Genomic DNA, 16257 nt, shown 5'->3' with positions numbered 1-16257 from the left:
GCTTGAAAGCCGACGGCCGGGTTGGTACATTATGTTTTTGGTACATTATGTTTAAGGGAAAGCCCCGAAGGAGTGGTCGGATGCTCTCTCCGTTAAAGGCTTACGAAATGTGGTTTCGCTGTTATGGACCACAAGGATGGTGGCCAGCCGACTCGACGGAAGAAGTATGCATAGGAGCCATTTTGACTCAGAACGCCAGCTGGAGGAACGTAGAAGCAGCCATAACGGCCCTGAAGAAAAGAGGGTGGCTGTCGCTAAAGGCGCTATGCGAAATTCCGCAAGAAAACTTGTGCGAAGCAATACGGCCTTGCGGCTTCTACCGCCAAAAGGCCCGCTATTTGAAGGAGTTCGCTGTCAGCATCGAGAGAGAGTTCAAAACTCTCGATGTGCTGTTCGAAAAACCGTTAGAAGAGACGAGAAGCTGGTTGCTGAATCGGACGGGGATAGGCGAAGAGACGGCAGATAGCATGCTATGCTATGCCGGAGGGTATCCAATCTTAGTCATCGACAACTACACGCTGAGAATAGGCGGCCGATTGGGATGGTGGCCAAAGGAGTGGGATAAGAGACAGTATGCTGCCGCGCAACACCTGTTAATGGGCAATTTGCCCAAAGATGCAACCTTCCTGGGAGAGTGGCACGCCTTAGCTGTAGCGCACGCAAAGACACATTGCAAGAAGAAGCCATCCTGCACTTCTTGCCCCCTGCTAATCAAAGGGCAAACGCATCCGCCGAGCAGTTAGCAGTTGAGCCCATATATATCGACAGATCATCAAGTGCGATAAAAAGAGGGCTTTTTCCTCTCGGGCCTCTTGGGCCACACGACGATATGCCTATATGGCTCATCGCCCACGGAGCGCGTCTCTATGTCATGGTAGTCTTTGAGAGCCAAATGAACCACTTTTCGCTCCCAGTTGGCCATAGGTTCGAGCGGCACGGGCCTTCCCCTTTCCAGCGCCCGGCGAGCAGCGGACTCCGCAAGGCGCTTCAAACTCGCCTCTCTGCGTTGGCGATACCCGTCGCTATCGAGCCGCAGGCGGCCGCCCTCTCTTCTTACGGCCAAGTTTAACAGGTGTTCTAAGGCCTTGAGCGTATCACCATGGCGCCCTATGACTATACCTGCGTCTTCGCCTGTTATATCGAGGACATCGTCCTCTTTAACCTCGACTTCCACCTTTAAGTCCATAAGTTCAAACAATTCACAGAGGAAATCTCGGGCTTTCAAACTGACGAGGTCAGCCTTCGGTCTGACCGCCACCTTTAGCCTCTTACCAAAGAGGCCAAAGAGTTTTTTCTCCTCCTCCACTGAGACCACTATCACGTCGTCTGCCCTTATATCCCAACGAGCCGCAGCGAGGTCTTGAGCCTCTTCCATTGAAGATACCTCTAACAGTATGGACTGCTCGTCAGTCGCGCTCATATGCTCTAACCCCCTCTTAAAGTTCAACCTCTGTCATCGTCAAGCAGTGGGAGGTTTGTTTTTGTACAGTACAGGTTTTTCCTGCAACTGCACTTTAACCGTGCGCTGAACCCACCATTGCTGCGCGACGCCTATGAGCGAAGAAACGCCCCAATAAAGGAGCACGCCGCCCGGCAAGCTCAAGCATATGAAGGCGAGAAAGAGCGGCATAAACCAGTTCATGAAGGCCATCTGGGGGTTGCCTGTACTCCCCGAAAACTTTTGCTGGAGCCAGGTCAAAACGGTAATCCCTATCAAAAGCAAGAGGTTGCCTGCGTATACGGACACGTTGAGGAGGCCTGCTGGGTTTGAGGCTATAGCCGAAAGGACCATCGTTATCCCGATCTTCTCTGCAGATATGCCCAACGCAGCGGCCATTGTGGACAGGACGGAGCCCGCCAACGACACGCCCATGAACGATATATTGCCGAAGTCGTAGGTCATCAATAACCGGAACAGGAGGATCATTATGGGCAACTGAAGCAACATGGGAAGACAACCGGCGGCCGGATTGATCCCCTCATCCTTATAAAGCTTCATCAGTTCTTGATTGAGCTTAGCCTTGTCGTCGCCGTACTTTTCCTGCAATGTCCGCAGGCGAGGTTGAATCTGCTGCATCTTTCTCATGCTCACTAACTGCTTATGGGTCAAGGGATGCAAAAGCAACCTCACCACGATTGTGAGTAATATGATCGAAAGACCATACGAATGCGTTATTCCATAAAAGAAATTCAAGGTAACAAGCATCAGATTGCTACCTGCTTGCCAAATAGAACCCAAAACTCTCACCATCCTTCTTTCGCTTATGACTTCGCCTTGCGCTGAGGAACGGGGTCATACCCTCCACGACTCCAGGGGCCGCATCTGAATATGCGGCACAAAGCCAACCAGACGCCATAAATGCCATACTGCTCGACGGCCTCAATGGCGTATTGAGAACAAGTAGGGTAAAATCGGCAATTATTCCCCAACAACGGAGAGACGAAGGTCTGATAACCGCGAACTGACCTTATGGCGATCAGCTTGAGAAATTTCATGCGCTATCCGCACCTCTACGAGGCATCCATTGAAGACCAGGCCATTCATCTGCCAGAAGCCCCGACTCGTGACACAGCTTGGCCATCTCTTCGTACACTTCTCTGGCGTTGGCCTTGAGACCCATATCTGTCAACATGACCACCATCCATATTCCCTTTCTCGTCCAAGGCCTCAATCGCCGCACCGCTTCTCTCAAGATGCGCTTCCCCCTGTTTCTATCTGCGGATCCCCCTTGTCGACCGCCCACTGCCAAGCCGAAGCGCGTCGCGCCATCAGGTCCAGGAGCGAATAACAAACGCACCAGCGCCCCTCTTTTCCTGCGACCGGTGCGAAATACGTAATCGTACTCCCATCCTCTCACCAAACGCGCCGAGCGGGGATAAGAAAATCCGCCCACTCTATACCGTCAGGCGCTTGCGCCCTTTCCTTCTGCGATTGCGCAATATGCGACGACCGCTTGGCGAACTCGATCGGACGAGAAAACCCATCGAGCGCTTCCTCCGCGTGTTGTGCGGTTGATAAGTACGTTTCACAGGTCACCAACTCCTCGTTAATTTGACAAGGCCATAGATATGACGAGCCCAAATACTATAGCATAGCTGACCCTGCAGAGCAATGGTCCTCCGCTTGACAAAGGAGGACAAAGTCGTAATATTATTTGTCGTAAACGTAACACGATGCTCCCTGCTCCTTATCTGTCCAAGGAGGTTTTTCGAATGGTAAAAAACAGGCTTTTAATTTTCTTCATAACAGCTATATTCCAAACGACAATCGCTACTGCAGCCCTTGCGCACTTCCAAGCGATCTTGCCCAGCGACAATATACTCACCCAAGACGAAGATCGCAACGTGACTTTGTCCCTGCTCTTCATTCACCCCTTCGAGCAGCAGTTGATGGACATGAAAAAACCTGCGACTTTCGGCGTCGTAGCCAGAGGCCAAAATGCGGATCTTCTTTCCACCCTCTCTGAGTTCTCTACGGCCGAGGGCTTCAAGGCCTGGAAGACGTCTTATGAGGTTCGCCGCCCAGGCGACTACATCTTCTATGTGGAGCCCGCACCCTACTGGGAACCTGCCGAAGGCAAGTATATCATCCACTACGCGAAGACCGTGGTCAACGCCTTCGGAATGGAGGAGGGGTGGGATGTGCCGGTTGGCTTGCGAGCCGAGATCGTTCCGCTGACGCGGCCTTACGGCCTCTGGGAGGGCAATGTCTTTCAGGGCCAGGTGTTGCTGGAGGGAGTACCGCTCTCGGGCGCTTTAGTCGAAATCGAATACTACAACGAAGGCTTGAAGCGACAGACCCCCGCTCCTCCCTTTGTGACCCAGGTCATCCGCGCCGACGAACGGGGCGTTTTCACCTACGGTCTCCCCTGGGATGGTTGGTGGGGCTTTGCGGCGCTCGCCGACGCTCCCGAGACCGAGACGATGAAAAGCCCTTCCGGAGAGGATGCTCCCGTCGAGCTGGGCGCCGTGATCTGGGTTCATGCGGAAAAGGTGAATAAAGGATGCATATAGCCGAAGGTGTGCTTTCGCTTCCCGTTTTAATTGGCGGCGTTACCTGCGCTGCCGCGGGGACGACTTATGGCCTCAGCAAGCTATCGATGGAGGCGGTTCCGCGCTGCGGCGTTGTCTCCGCCTCTCTCTTCGTGGCATCACTCATTCACGTAAACGTAGGGGTTTCAAGCGTGCACCTGCTGCTGAACGGCCTTGGCGGCTTCGTATTGGGATGGTCTCTGTTCCCAGCTTATCTGGTTGCACTGCTGCTTCAGGCCATTCTCTTCCAGTTTGGCGGATTGGTGGTGCTGGGCGCAAACGCCACGGCCATGGCTCTGCCCGGTGCCTTAGCGGGCCTTCTGGGCCGCTGGCTCATGGCCAAGAAGAAAATTCCGCCATTTGCGGCTGGTTTCGTGGCCGGCTCGGGGGGCGTGCTCGGAGCTTCCCTGATGGTGGCGATGGCCCTTACCTTCAGCGGAGAAATCCTCCAAAATTCTGCGGCGATGCTTTTGGCGGCTAATCTCCCCATAGTGCTAATCGAAGGGATTGTGACAGGTTTTATCATCTCCTTCATCGCCAAAACGATGCCTCGCATTTTATGTGCGCCACTCATCGCATTCTTTGTGTTGACGCTCTTTGTAGCCTCGCCAGCTTCGGCGCACAAGCTAAACGTCTTTGCCTTCCACGAGGGGGAACGAGTGACAGGAGAGGTCTATTTCAGCGACGGGGTCCCAGCTAAAGGCTGTCCGGTGCGACTATTGAGTGCCGACGACGAGGTACTCCAAGAATGTCGCACCGATGACATAGGGGGCTTTTCCCTGTCCCTGCCACGAGAAGAAAAACGTGAGACAGTCAAGGTGGTAGTCGAAGACGGCATGGGGCACCGCACTGAGACGACTTTAAGGTTTTCAAGCGGAGAAAAAGCCATAACAGCAAGCGAGTCGGAAGCCGCAGGGACGGCACAATCAAACCTGCCAGCGGGAGAGCTGGAAGCACTGATGCGAGAGGTCGTAAGGCGCGAGGTTTCCCCTCTGAGGGAAGAGGTCGTGCGCTTAAACGAAAAGATGTCTCATCCGGGCTTCTCGGAGATTGTGGGCGGGGTGGGCTACATCGTCGGCCTGGTGGGCATAATCTTATGGAAGGGGAATCGAAAGAAGAATGGCTGAACCTATGGGACTCCCCTTGAAGGTCGCCTTTGCAGAGGGAAACTCTTTCCTGCATACGATGGACCCGCGACTTAAGGTGTTTTTGGCAGCGGCGCTGGCGCTATCCGCAGCCGCTGCCTCAAACTGGTCATCCCTCGTGGCTTTGCTCGCCTTTTCCATCCTGCTTCTCTTCTTGGGGCACATACCGTTGGCTTCCGTTATGAAGAGGTTGGCCCTCTTGGACAGTCTCATACTCGTGCTTTGGATTACTCTACCGCTATTGGGCGGCGGAAAAAGGGTCTCTTTGGGGACTTGTTCTCTTTCGATAGAAGGGGTTGTCATGGCCGGGACGATCACCCTTCGAAGCTACACGGCGGTCTTCGGTTTCACCTCGCTCTTGGGGACGACTCCGATTTATCGGACTATGAATGCCCTCAAATTCTTTCACATGCCCGAAAAACTGGTGCTCCTCCTCCACTTTACATATCGTTACGCGCACGTTTTCTTCGACGAGGCATCAAAACTTCACCGTTCCATGACACTGCGGGCTTTTAAGCCAGGATTTAACCTCCGCACGCTAAGAGCGTACGGCAACCTCATGGGGATGATCTTTTTAAAAGCCTTCAGCCGAGCTGAGAGGGTATCGGTTGCGATGGAGCTTCGAGGCTTTAACGGCACCTTTCCCGACATCTGCTACGCCGAGAAACTGAACCTTACACAAGCGATGCGTTGTGCCGGGCTCGGCCTACTCCTCTTGGGGTGCGTTTTAATATGAGGCCGCTCTTGGAACTCAAGGGTATAACCTTTTCCTACCCAGGCGGCGAACCGGTCTTGAAAGGGATCGACTTTCAACTGGATTTTGGTGAGAAGGCGGGCTTATGGGGGTGCAACGGCGCAGGGAAGACTACTCTCTTCCATGTCATAATGGGCCTGGAAAGGCCTTCGGCCGGTGAGATTTTGTTCGAGGGAAGACCTGTAACCGGGCGCAAAGATCTAACGGCGCTGCGCCGGAAGGTGGGATTTCTGTTTCAAGACGCTGACGATCAACTATTCTGCCCCACTCTTCTCGAAGATGTAGCCTTCGGCCCGCTGAACCTCGGCCTGTCTCCTGACGAGGCGCGCAGTAAAGCCATCGCCACACTCGATCTTTTGGACATGGCGAATTTAGCAGATCGGCCGCCTTACTCCCTATCCGGCGGCCAAAAAAAACTCGGAGCTCTCGCCACAATACTGGCTATGGACCCGATAGCGCTCATCTTGGACGAACCTACCGGCGGCCTCGACGAGGATGCTCGTGCCATTTTAGAGCAATTGCTGATCGCTACCGATGCAGCCCTTCTTGTTGCTTCCCACGATAAAGACTTCATAGAGAAGGTTACTTCTAAGGGGTATCTTTTGAGCGGTGGCCGATTGTTCAATCTTCCCCGGGACGATCGGCAGGCTTTGCCAAAAGAGGCATAGGGTCGACCATACGCCCCTGAAGGCTGATGCCGAGGTGAAGATGAGGGCCGGTCACTCTGCCCGTGCTTCCCACATTGCCGATGGCCGCTCCGGCTTCGACGAGATCTCCCCCGGCCACACCGATACGAGATAAATGCATATAAACCGAAATCACGCCGTTTCCGTGGTCGAGATAGATACATTTCCCGGCGAAGTAATGCTCCTCGGCAAGGGCGACGCGACCGGACGCCACAGCCTTAACCGGGTCACCTGCGGCCCCGCGGAGGTCAACGCCGCGATGCGGATTTTTAGGTTTGCCGTTCAAGACCCGCGTCAAGCCGTACTCGGAAGTCACCGCACCTGGGACCGGACGCACAAAAGGGAGCTCCCAGAGCCGTTTAGGAGAGCGCGTCGCAAGCACTTCACGCACCTGCTTCTGCTCCTTCGTTATGCGGTCAAGCACATCCTTGGGGGGCGTCACCATCTTCTCGGGCAGACTCAACCGCTGCTCTTTGAACTTTTTGCCGATCACCTTTACGCTACGAGCGACACGCAGCTGTCCGTTCGAGGCCTTCGCGTAAATAGCGAGCTCGTGCTCTCCTAAAGTGGAATTTAAGATGTCTGTGCCCAAAAGCGCAGCTGATACGAAGTGCCCACCATCGGCTTGAACGTCCAGCGACAAAGTCTCACCGAGCCAGGAGAGTTCTACCCTCTCCGGTTTAGACTCCATATATACGGTCACAAGGAAGGGCTCTCCGACGGAAATGCGCTCCGGACACAGAACAACCATCTCTTCGGCAAAAGCCGGCAAAAAAGACCCCAAAAGCGATAAAGCGAAGACGACGAGCGCACAAGCGCTGATGCCCCGCAACTTCAAGGCCAGGATGTCGACGCCAAAGGTAACCTTTTTCGTCCCCGCAAGCACCTTTAATCTCTTGAATTCCGACATGTATAACGCCCCTCCACATCCCTACTGGACCCACACGCCAAGCCACATCACGACACCGACCAAGGCTCCCATAACTCCGCCCCAGATCTCTATCCAATTCAGGTAGCGCTGCGAGAGAAACTCGAGGTAGTCCTCCAAACTTCCTTCATCGATGCTCACGAGCGACCTGCGCGCTACGGCGCCGAAGTCTATCTCCCTCAAGGCCTTGTTTATTATCCTTCTGAAGCTCCGACCCAAAAGCTCCGCCGCCTGATCCTCCTGAAAAGACATCTCCCTCAAGACCGAAGCTACTTGTCTTTGCAACTCCGATAGACCCTCCTCTCCCTGTGAGAAATCGCGCCAGCGTTCCCAAACCAAATCCCCGATCCACTTGGCGATTTCATCGGCATCTATGATCTTCAAGCGGCTGGCTAAGCCAACTAAAAGGTGCTCCTCCTCCATTTTCTCGACCTGCTGCTTGAGGAGGGTTCTGAACTCGCGTCCCCTGAAATATTCCTCTAACGGTTTGGACATGGCATTCAAGACGGTCTTCAGGCTCTCCCTTTTCAAGATCAGACGCATGACCTCTCGCTGAATCGTCGGAGCCAGCGCCTCGATGAGCTCCTCCTCACTTACGATCCTCTCAAGCGCTTCCGGCGTTATGAGCCTGCGCCGCACCTCTTCGGCTACCGTGTCCAATATGCGATCTCTGTTGCGGGGGATGAGCCCGCTGCCCGGCAACGTGAAGGAGACAGGCCCCAATGGGATAGTGAAAGAGTGGAATATCATCTTAACTGCTAAATAGTTTGTTATATAACCGATTAGACCGGATAAACCGGTCATCCACATGAGCGACCATTTGCTCTCGGCGCTGCCGTCCAATAGATACCCCGCGGCCGTCAAAACAACCAACGACCAAAAGAGGAGGGTCTTGATTTTTGTTGTAAGGCTTCCTTCTACTTTGACGCCGCCTAAAGCCATGATACAAACCCCTTCGCGTAGTTAACCTTCCGAACATGATACCTCGTCCATCTTCCAAGGGCGCAGTTTTTTCAAGCTCATCTAAGGACCTTTTTCTGCACCTATGGTCCCGCCTCCCACCGCTTGAGATCTCGCTGCAGGCCCAAGCGACACCGGTTGTCTCGATCCACAAAGACGTGATAGAATTATTTGCGCTTTCTTTTTATTATACGAAGGGAGGTGAAAAAGCGGTGCCCAATATTAAATCCGCAGTCAAGAGGATGCGCATCGAGGAAAGGAACAGACTGTATAATCGCCACTGGAAAAGTCGCGCCAAGAGCGCTTGCAAGGATGTGCTCGAAGCTGTAACCGCTGGCGATCTTGCGCTTGCGAAGGAACGCCTCAGCATAGCCTATTCCGTCTTAGACAAGGCCACAATCAAAGGAGTCCTTCATCGCAACACCGTAGCAAGAAAAAAGTCGAGGCTCATGGCGTCGGTCAGGGCGCTCGATAAAAGCGCTGGATCCTAATATAAAAGGCGGGCAAAGAGCCCCAAAACCCTTAGCCCGCCTCAAGATGCACATGACTCGAGCAGTTCGATTGCAAGCTCTTCTAACGAAACCCACCCAGATCCTTCCCCGACCTTTTCCCGATAGCTCAAACCTATTATTCCGGTTAAAAAGCGCCAGATAGCCGCTTCGGGATAGCGCTTGGCTGCTGTCTTCGCCATCCTGGCCTGATAACCACGCGCCTTGAGCGCCTCTAAAAAGGCTTCATGGGCCTCAGGAGACAAACAAGATATGTAGGCAGCCAAACGAAACCGCCGATGAAGGCTGGCGATCACCGGCAGTACATCCGCTTCTTCCCTCAGATTCACCATGGCTTCGAGCGCCTCAGGGATCTTTCCTTCGCAGAGCGCGTCGAGGAATTTTACCAGCTTCCTGCCCCCGCTTGAGACAGAAAGCTCCTTCACCAAGGCTGTAGATATTTTCCCGTCTTCAGAGGCCACGGCAAGCTTTTCAAGCTCAGACTTGAGCTCCTTGGGATCCTCAAAATACTCGCTCAGTAGAGAAAGCGCCTCGCCGTCGAGGCGCGCTCCAAGATTTTTAGCCTGCGCGGCTATCCAATCCAGCCTGGCCTTACCCCATCGAGGCACAGCTTGTAGCTCGTAAAGACCTACCCGTTCGAGTACTTCCTTTGACAGATACTTGCGATGATCTCCCTCATAGGCCAAAATGACCGCGGTCTCTGCCGCCTCTCCCTCAAGCCACGGCAAAAAACCCTCAGGAAACGGCCCCAACCGTGACGCATTTTCCACCACAAAGAGGGAACGGCCTCCTAAGAGGCCGCCGCTGCCGGCGACGGCGAAGATTTCACTCCAGCTCGTCTCTTCATAGTGACGAGCCAACATATAACCTGCCTCCTGCAGCTCTTTTTCTGCAGCGAGGAGCAAATCCTGCAGCTCAAGACCAGGAGCACTAACCACGATTAAATGAGGCACTAATCCTTCACCACAAGGCTCACAAGCTTATCGGGCACCACTATCACTTTTTTGATTTCCTTACCTTCTAACCTTCGCCTAACCCCCTCGTGCGCCAAGACGCGCTCCTTCAGGTTTTCTTCGCTCAACCCGGCCGGCACATTAATGCTTTCCCTCACCTTGCCGTTCACCTGGACCACCACCGTAACCTCCTCCGCGGCGAGCGCTTCCGGATCGGGCTCGGGCCATTCGGTTTCGGCCAGCATATTATCGTGTCCAAGTTTCTCCCACAGCTCCTCGCAGATATGCGGCGTGTAAGGGGAGAGGCATACGAGCAGAGCTTCGACCCCTTCTCTCGTTAGGCTCCAATCAACAGGATCTTTGGGCTCATACATCGAAAGGGCGTTAAGGAGCTCCATAAGCCTCGCAACGCCGGTGTTAAATTGTCTTTCCACCTCTATGTCGCGCGTGACGGCCTGTATGGTCCCGTGTATGGCCCTTTTGAGCTCCCTTTGTTCCTTCTTCAGAAGGTTGCCCACAGGCACTGGTTCGGTCGATGCCCCTTTAAGCTTTTCTTCGTTGTCCTCCACGAACCTGAAGAGGCGATTAAGGAAGCGGTGGGCTCCCTGGACGCCTCGGTCCGACCATTCGAGGTCCTTGTGAGGCGGAGATGCGAAGAGAATGAAAAGCCGAGCCGTATCTGCCCCGTAGGTCTTCATGATCTCATCGGGGTCAACTACATTGCCCTTTGACTTAGACATCTTGGCGCCGTCTTTTATAACCATGCCTTGGGTTAAAAGCGCGGCAAAGGGTTCCCTCACATTGACCATGCCCATGTCAGCGAGGACTTTGGTGAAGAAACGCGCATAAATGAGGTGAAGACAAGCATGTTCAATGCCGCCTATATACTGGTCAACCGGCATCCAACAATCGACGTCCTCCTTTTCAAAGGGAGCCTTATCCGTCCATGGCGAACAAAAACGCAAAAAATACCACGAAGAACAGATAAAGGTATCCATCGTGTCGGTCTCGCGCTTGGCCGGAGCGCCGCACTGAGGGCACGGTACGCTGACCCACTCTTCGAGCCCAGGCAGAGGGCTTCCTCCCCCGGGAAGGAGGTGTGCGTCCAGCGGAAGGAGCACAGGCAAATCCTCCTCCGGAACTGGGACAATGCCACAACGATCACAATAGACTATCGGGATGGGAGCCCCCCAGTAGCGCTGGCGCGAGATCAGCCAATCGCGGAGGCGATAGTTGACCTCTCTCTTGCCCATACCCTGGCTTTCGATCCACTCAGCCATCCGCCGAATGGCCACCGGTGTGGCAAGACCGTCAAAGGAACCCGAATTGCACTGATATCCCTCTCCCTCGAAGGCCCTATCCATAGTCGCGGGATCGAGTTTTTCCTCTCCTGGAGGGTTAACTACCACACGAACCTCCAGACCGTATTTGCGGGCGAACTCGAAGTCGCGTTGGTCATGAGCCGGCACGCCCATGATCGCACCCGTGCCGTATTCCATGAGCACGTAATCGGCTATCCAAATGGGAAGCCTCTCGCCGGTGACGGGATTGCGGGCATAAAAGCCCGTGAAGTATCCCTTTTTTTCATTGCCCACGGCCGAGCGCTCAATCTCCCTCCGACGGATCACCTCTTCTACGAACCTCCTGATGTCGTCGCCGTCCGGGGAGCGATCCGCCAACGCTTCCACCAAGGGATGCTCCGGCGCCAGGGAGAGGAACGTGGCACCGTAAATGGTGTCGACGCGGGTTGTAAACACCTCTATTGAGGCGTCGATACCCTCCACGGGGAAAGATAGGCGCACTCCTTCAGAGCGGCCGATCCAGTTTTCCTGCATCATCTTCACCCGTTCGGGCCATTTGTCGAGCTCTTTTAGCGAATCGAGCAGTTCTTGAGCGTAGTCTGATATGCGCAAGAACCACTGCTCAAGGCTTCGTTTTCTTACCGGCGTGCCACAGCGCCAGCAATTGCCTTCGATCACCTGCTCGTTGGCGAGCACGGTTTTGCACTCATCGCACCAATTGACGAAGGCTTTTTTACGATATGCAAGCCCCCTCTTGAAGAATTGGAGAAAAAACCATTCCGTCCAACGGTAATAGTTGGGATGACACGTCTCTATGCGGCGTCGCCAATCATAGCTGCAGCCCATCTCCTTTAGCTGCTTCGCCATGTGCTCGATGTTATTCCACGTCCACTCGTGTGGGTGCACTCCGTAACGTATAGCGGCGTTTTCCGCCGGCATGCCGAAGGCGTCGAAGCCCATGGGGTGAAGCACGTTGTATCCCTTCATGCGCAAGTACCTGGCCAATACGTCGCCTATCGAGTAGTTCCTGAGATGCCCCATGTGAAGAGCCCCACTCGGATATGGGAACATTTCGAGGCAATAAAATTTGGGCTTAGCCGGATTTCTATCCACGTAGAATACGCCTGCCGCTTCCCAACGCTGTTGCCATTTTCTCTCTATGGCCGAAAAGTCGTAACCCACGAAATGGACCCCCTCGTCTATACGCAGTAAAGTCAGCTATGTTTTTTCAGCCTAATCCTTATCGATAACCTCCCGCTCCTTGCGCGAAAGGAACGGTTTCAGCAAATCGATGGGCAGCGGGAATATGGTGGTGGAATTCCTCTCGCTTGCCACCTCTCTCAGCGTCTGCAGATACCTGAGCTGGAGGGTAACCGGAGAGGTCTCCATGATCTGAGCGGCCTGGCTGAGCCTTTCTGCAGCCTGAAGCTCTCCTTCGGCGTTGATGATCTTGGCGCGACGTTCCCTTTCGGCCTCGGCCTGCCTCGCCATCGCGCGCTTCATTCCTTCTGGCAGCTCCAGTTCTTTGACCTCAACCGCGCTCACTTTGATACCCCATGGGTCTGTGCGCTCGTCTATGATCTGCTGCAGCTCCATGTTGATCTTATCCCTCGCAGAGAGAACTTCGTCGAGTTCGGCCCTTCCCACCACCGAACGAAGCGTGGTTTGAGCCAGAAGGCTCGTGGCCATGATATAGCTTTCCACCTCTATCACGGAGCGCATCGGCTCCATAACTCGAAAGTATACCACGGCGTTAACCTTGATGGGTACGTTGTCCCTCGTTATCACCTCTTGAACGGGCACATCGAGTGTGACCACGCGCAAGTCAACTCGCACTACGCGATCGATAACAGGGATGACAATCACCAAACCGGGCCCCTTCACGCCTATAGCCCTACCCAGGCGAAAAACCACGGCGCGCTGATACTCAGGAACAATCTTGAGAGCCGCCGTCAAGATAATGACTATGATCAGTATAGCCCCGAGATAACCGCCGGCGCTAAAAAGGCTTTCTATGATCCCTTCAGTCCCCATCCTTTACATCCTCCTCCTTGTCTCGACTTACCAACAGGACCAACCCTGAGAGGGAAACCACCCGAACTCTTTCTCCCACTCCTAAGGGTTCTCCATCCACGCTTCTTGCCTTCCAATACTCCCCATGACAGAGCACCATCCCATCCGGGTTACACGCTTGAACCACAGTAGCGGGTTCTCCCACCAACCCTTCCTGGCCCGAGGCTTTTCTGGTCTTCAAAGATCTCAAGAAAGCCCACAGGGCCAACAAGAAAAAGCCCGTTGCAGCCACAACAGCCCCTGTGACGAAAGTCATGGAATAGCGCAAGAGCTCACCCCCTGGAGCCCGATAGATGATAAGCCCGCCCACTATGATGGCTACTCCGCCGAAGGCGGAGAGTACCCCAATTCCCCCGACCAACAGATCTATGATCATCACGGTGATGCCGGCTATGAGCAAGATAATTCCTGCCCAATTCAGCGGAAGCATCCGCAGCCCATAAGCGCCCAGTAGGATCATTATGGCCCCAGATGTGCCGAGGACAAACCCTCCCGGAGAGAGGATCTCAAATATGATCGCATATATGCCCAGCATGAGCAAAAGATAGGCGATGTCGGGGCGGGATATGAAGTGGAGAACCTTGAGCCTCATCGGCATTTCCGTATGCTCAACTTCGTAGTCCGAAAGGTCGAGGACGATTTCGCTTCCCCCAACCACGACTTTCCTGCCGCTAATGGCCACGAGGAGCTCCTCCAATTCTGTGGCCATCACGTCCACCACACCCTTGCTCATGGCCTCTTGGGCGGTCAAAGACAGACTCTCCGTCACCATACGGGCAGCCACTTCAGCAGAGCGTCCTCTCTCCTCGGCCAGAGAGCGCATCTGAGCTGCTAAGTCGTTGGTAATCTTGCGGTTCATCTCATCGCTCGGCACGTCACCGCCACCGGCGGTCACCGGATGAGCAGCGCCTATCCTCGTGCCGGGAGCCATTGCCGCCACGTGAGCCGCCTGCACAATAAACGCTCCCGCAGAGGCCGCTCTCGCCCCATAAGGGTAGACCCACACGACTATCGGAACGGGTGAGGTCAGAATCTTATTCACCATGGCTGTCATCGAGCTCACGAGGCCGCCAGGCGTGTCTATGGCGAGCACCAAGAGGTCGAACCCCTCGCTGCGGGCACGTTCTATGAGTTCGCCTAAGTAAACTTCGAGAACGGTCCCCACGACGCCATCGAGGGGGGAAACCAACACCTTCGCCTCTTCTGCATAGACCGTTGCGGAACCTCCCCATGCAACGAAGCAGACAAAAAGCGCTAAAACTGCGAGATGACGCTTCAACGCATCACCACCCCCATTGCCTCTCTGAGGCTCTTAACCGCTATGATCTCCACCCCCTCAACGCGGCTCATGTCTCTTTCTGCACTGCTCACCAAGGCCCTGCAGAAACCCAGGCGGGAGGCCTCCCTGATGCGAAGATGCGTGCGTGGAGCCGGCCGCACCTCGCCCGCCAATCCCACTTCTCCCACCATGCAGAGATCCGGCCTCAACGGTACATCTTTCAAGGCGGAGACGAGCGCCAGGGCCAGCGGCAAGTCCACGGCCGGGTCGCGAACCTGCAACCCGCCCACGACATTGACGTAAACGTCGTGAGTCCTGCTGAAACAACCGCAACGCCGCTCCAAAACAGCGAGCAAAAGCTGCACCCTGCTCGTCTCAATTCCCCTGGCCGTCCTCTTCGGGTAGGGAAAGGGCGTAGGACAGGCCAAACATTGTATCTCCGCCACCAAGGGTCGCGAACCTTCGAGCACCACCCCCATGGCGACGCCAGAAACCGATGACTCCACGCCACTCCAATAGAGGCTGCTCGGGTCGACCACCGGCGAAAGCCCGCGCTCGCTCATTTCGAAGAGACCCACCTCGTCCGTGCTCCCGTAGCGATTCTTCACGCCCCTCAAAACGCGATACGATGAGGTGCGCTCGCCGGAGAACAACAGGACCACATCCACCATGTGCTCCATCAACTTCGGGCCCGCTATCTGCCCCTCCTTGGTGATATGCCCTACGAGTACGACGGGCACGTTCTTCTCTTTGGCAAAATCTATGCACCGCTGCGTCACGGCTCTGACCTGGGAAATCGTGCCGGGCCAGCCACCTACATCGGCAGAGCGAAGTGCCTGAACGCTATCTACTACTACGAATCTTGCGTCTGCAGCGACGGAAAGCGCCTCATCGATGTCATCGTGGCACAGCAGGCGCAAATTACCACCTCGAGCCTCAAGGCGCTTAGCCCGCAATGCCACTTGAGCGGCCGACTCCTCGCCGGATATGTAGAGGACATCCGTACCTTTCTCTCCGAGAAAGCTGCACACCTGAAGCAACAGCGTGGACTTGCCTATGCCAGGCTCTCCGCCGATCAGGACGACGCTTCCGGCCACCCATCCCCCTCCGAGCACTCTATCCAACTCCGAAAGCCCAGAGGGGAACCTTTCAGGAAAGGTGACCTCATCCAGCGCGGCCGGCGCGAGTGGCTTGAATGAGGTTTTTTTCTCCTTCTCTTCTCTTTCCTCGTAGAGTGTGCCCCACGAACCGCAAGACGGACATTTACCGCTCCAACTGAGGCTCACGGAGCCGCACTCTCCGCATCGATATCGCACTAAAGATGCCTTCGCCATTGGCGCATCCTCCGAAAAACCGCTGTCCTTCGTTTGTAATCATAGCATATTATCTAAATTCGTGAGGTCAGGCCTTTGTATTGCTTTTGTGTTTCTTATTCTCCGACAACTTTCTTCGTCTTGCCTCTCGCATCTTGCGCATTACGCTTCACTCATCACTCATCACTCATCACTCACTTCCACTTCCGCACTCACTTTCACATTCACTCTCACTTTTATATTTTCATCACGGGTTACTCCATGTAGTGGCCCCGCCAAGACGCATCGAGCATCATGGGTATAACTGATATAATATTGCTGCAC

18 protein-coding genes are annotated in these 16257 nt (G+C 54.7%); 6 read left to right on the top strand and 12 right to left on the bottom strand.

Annotation, left to right across the window (positions count from 1 at the left end; translation table 11 throughout):
• Positions 1 to 80 precede the first annotated feature (80 nt).
• On the top strand, positions 81 to 743 hold the full coding sequence (locus EZM41_RS06815; RefSeq protein ID WP_198470374.1) for an endonuclease III domain-containing protein: 663 nt from the start codon (positions 81 to 83) through the stop codon (positions 741 to 743).
• A 29-nt stretch (positions 744 to 772) separates the two neighbouring features.
• Here the strand turns inward: EZM41_RS06815 and jag are convergent, their stop codons facing one another.
• Genes jag through rpmH form a run of 5 tightly spaced genes read right to left on the bottom strand, consistent with a single transcriptional unit; the run spans position 773 to position 3030 of the window.
• Positions 773 to 1420, bottom strand: coding sequence for an RNA-binding cell elongation regulator Jag/EloR (gene jag, locus EZM41_RS06810; RefSeq protein ID WP_198470373.1), 648 nt, complete (start codon positions 1418 to 1420; stop codon positions 773 to 775).
• 39 nt (positions 1421 to 1459) lie between these two features.
• Positions 1460 to 2239, bottom strand: coding sequence for a YidC/Oxa1 family membrane protein insertase (locus tag EZM41_RS06805; protein WP_198470372.1), 780 nt, complete (start codon positions 2237 to 2239; stop codon positions 1460 to 1462).
• Positions 2240 to 2262: 23 nt separating this feature from the next.
• Positions 2263 to 2496, bottom strand: a complete 234-nt coding sequence (yidD, locus tag EZM41_RS06800; RefSeq protein ID WP_198470371.1) for a membrane protein insertion efficiency factor YidD — start codon at positions 2494 to 2496, stop codon at positions 2263 to 2265.
• On the bottom strand, positions 2493 to 2894 hold the full coding sequence (locus tag EZM41_RS06795) for a ribonuclease P protein component (protein WP_198470370.1): 402 nt from the start codon (positions 2892 to 2894) through the stop codon (positions 2493 to 2495). The genes yidD and EZM41_RS06795 overlap by 4 nt, the downstream gene beginning before the upstream one ends.
• 1 nt (position 2895) lies before the next feature.
• Positions 2896 to 3030 carry a 50S ribosomal protein L34 gene (rpmH, locus tag EZM41_RS06790; protein WP_198470369.1) on the bottom strand — a complete coding sequence of 45 codons (135 nt, stop codon included), beginning with the start codon at positions 3028 to 3030 and terminating at the stop codon, positions 2896 to 2898.
• Positions 3031 to 3213: 183 nt separating this feature from the next.
• Between rpmH and EZM41_RS06785 the strand changes: the two genes are divergently transcribed.
• From EZM41_RS06785 to EZM41_RS06770, 4 genes are read left to right on the top strand one after another with little or no spacing between them, the layout of a single operon-like run.
• Positions 3214 to 4014: a DUF4198 domain-containing protein gene (locus EZM41_RS06785; RefSeq protein ID WP_198470368.1), complete on the top strand. Its 801-nt coding sequence runs from the start codon at positions 3214 to 3216 to the stop codon at positions 4012 to 4014.
• Positions 4005 to 5159: a cobalt transporter CbiM gene (gene cbiM, locus EZM41_RS06780; protein ID WP_198470367.1), complete on the top strand. Its 1155-nt coding sequence runs from the start codon at positions 4005 to 4007 to the stop codon at positions 5157 to 5159. Before EZM41_RS06785 ends, cbiM begins: the two co-directional genes overlap by 10 nt.
• Positions 5152 to 5913: a cobalt ECF transporter T component CbiQ gene (cbiQ, locus tag EZM41_RS06775; RefSeq protein ID WP_198470366.1), complete on the top strand. Its 762-nt coding sequence runs from the start codon at positions 5152 to 5154 to the stop codon at positions 5911 to 5913. Before cbiM ends, cbiQ begins: the two co-directional genes overlap by 8 nt.
• On the top strand, positions 5910 to 6599 hold the full coding sequence (locus EZM41_RS06770; RefSeq protein ID WP_198470365.1) for an energy-coupling factor ABC transporter ATP-binding protein: 690 nt from the start codon (positions 5910 to 5912) through the stop codon (positions 6597 to 6599). Before cbiQ ends, EZM41_RS06770 begins: the two co-directional genes overlap by 4 nt.
• On the opposite strand, the gene EZM41_RS06765 is transcribed toward EZM41_RS06770, so the two are convergent.
• Together EZM41_RS06765 and EZM41_RS06760 are read right to left on the bottom strand one after the other, a co-directional pair.
• Positions 6553 to 7527, bottom strand: coding sequence for a M23 family metallopeptidase (locus EZM41_RS06765; RefSeq protein ID WP_198470364.1), 975 nt, complete (start codon positions 7525 to 7527; stop codon positions 6553 to 6555). The genes EZM41_RS06770 and EZM41_RS06765 overlap by 47 nt on opposite strands.
• A 21-nt stretch (positions 7528 to 7548) precedes the next feature.
• Positions 7549 to 8487, bottom strand: coding sequence for a DUF445 domain-containing protein (locus EZM41_RS06760; protein WP_198470363.1), 939 nt, complete (start codon positions 8485 to 8487; stop codon positions 7549 to 7551).
• Positions 8488 to 8717: 230 nt separating this feature from the next.
• Between EZM41_RS06760 and rpsT the strand changes: the two genes are divergently transcribed.
• Positions 8718 to 8996 carry a 30S ribosomal protein S20 gene (rpsT, locus tag EZM41_RS06755; protein WP_198470362.1) on the top strand — a complete coding sequence of 93 codons (279 nt, stop codon included), beginning with the start codon at positions 8718 to 8720 and terminating at the stop codon, positions 8994 to 8996.
• A 41-nt stretch (positions 8997 to 9037) separates the two neighbouring features.
• On the opposite strand, the gene holA is transcribed toward rpsT, so the two are convergent.
• Genes holA through radA form a run of 5 tightly spaced genes read right to left on the bottom strand, consistent with a single transcriptional unit; the run spans position 9038 to position 15954 of the window.
• Positions 9038 to 9967 carry a DNA polymerase III subunit delta gene (holA, locus tag EZM41_RS06750; protein WP_198470361.1) on the bottom strand — a complete coding sequence of 310 codons (930 nt, stop codon included), beginning with the start codon at positions 9965 to 9967 and terminating at the stop codon, positions 9038 to 9040.
• Positions 9967 to 12450 (bottom strand): leucine--tRNA ligase, encoded by a 2484-nt coding sequence (gene leuS, locus EZM41_RS06745; RefSeq protein WP_198470360.1) that lies wholly within the window; start codon positions 12448 to 12450, stop codon positions 9967 to 9969. Before leuS ends, holA begins: the two co-directional genes overlap by 1 nt.
• Positions 12451 to 12501: 51 nt before the next feature.
• Complete coding sequence (locus EZM41_RS06740; protein WP_198470359.1) at positions 12502 to 13302, bottom strand: slipin family protein; 801 nt, start codon at positions 13300 to 13302, stop codon at positions 12502 to 12504.
• On the bottom strand, positions 13292 to 14620 hold the full coding sequence (locus EZM41_RS06735) for an NfeD family protein (RefSeq protein ID WP_198470358.1): 1329 nt from the start codon (positions 14618 to 14620) through the stop codon (positions 13292 to 13294). The genes EZM41_RS06740 and EZM41_RS06735 overlap by 11 nt, the downstream gene beginning before the upstream one ends.
• Positions 14617 to 15954 (bottom strand): DNA repair protein RadA, encoded by a 1338-nt coding sequence (radA, locus tag EZM41_RS06730; protein WP_198470357.1) that lies wholly within the window; start codon positions 15952 to 15954, stop codon positions 14617 to 14619. The genes EZM41_RS06735 and radA overlap by 4 nt, the downstream gene beginning before the upstream one ends.
• Between the last annotated feature and the right edge of the window lie 303 nt (positions 15955 to 16257).

Source organism: Acetomicrobium sp. S15 = DSM 107314 (assembly GCF_016125955.1).
GTDB lineage: Bacteria > Synergistota > Synergistia > Synergistales > Thermosynergistaceae > Thermosynergistes > Thermosynergistes pyruvativorans.
Note: the sequence above shows the minus strand (reverse complement) of the source record. Positions and strands in the feature narration are given on the sequence as shown.

Coding starts and splice junctions, on each gene's coding strand:
- radA (WP_198470357.1), bottom strand. CDS start 15,954: ATGGCGAAGGCATCTTTAGTGCGATATCGATGCGGAGAGTGCGGCTCC.
- EZM41_RS06815 (WP_198470374.1), top strand. CDS start 81: ATGCTCTCTCCGTTAAAGGCTTACGAAATGTGGTTTCGCTGTTATGGA.
- cbiM (WP_198470367.1), top strand. CDS start 4,005: ATGCATATAGCCGAAGGTGTGCTTTCGCTTCCCGTTTTAATTGGCGGC.
- EZM41_RS06765 (WP_198470364.1), bottom strand. CDS start 7,527: ATGTCGGAATTCAAGAGATTAAAGGTGCTTGCGGGGACGAAAAAGGTT.
- EZM41_RS06760 (WP_198470363.1), bottom strand. CDS start 8,487: ATGGCTTTAGGCGGCGTCAAAGTAGAAGGAAGCCTTACAACAAAAATC.
- yidD (WP_198470371.1), bottom strand. CDS start 2,496: ATGAAATTTCTCAAGCTGATCGCCATAAGGTCAGTTCGCGGTTATCAG.
- cbiQ (WP_198470366.1), top strand. CDS start 5,152: ATGGCTGAACCTATGGGACTCCCCTTGAAGGTCGCCTTTGCAGAGGGA.
- EZM41_RS06785 (WP_198470368.1), top strand. CDS start 3,214: ATGGTAAAAAACAGGCTTTTAATTTTCTTCATAACAGCTATATTCCAA.
- EZM41_RS06770 (WP_198470365.1), top strand. CDS start 5,910: ATGAGGCCGCTCTTGGAACTCAAGGGTATAACCTTTTCCTACCCAGGC.
- EZM41_RS06740 (WP_198470359.1), bottom strand. CDS start 13,302: ATGGGGACTGAAGGGATCATAGAAAGCCTTTTTAGCGCCGGCGGTTAT.
- jag (WP_198470373.1), bottom strand. CDS start 1,420: ATGAGCGCGACTGACGAGCAGTCCATACTGTTAGAGGTATCTTCAATG.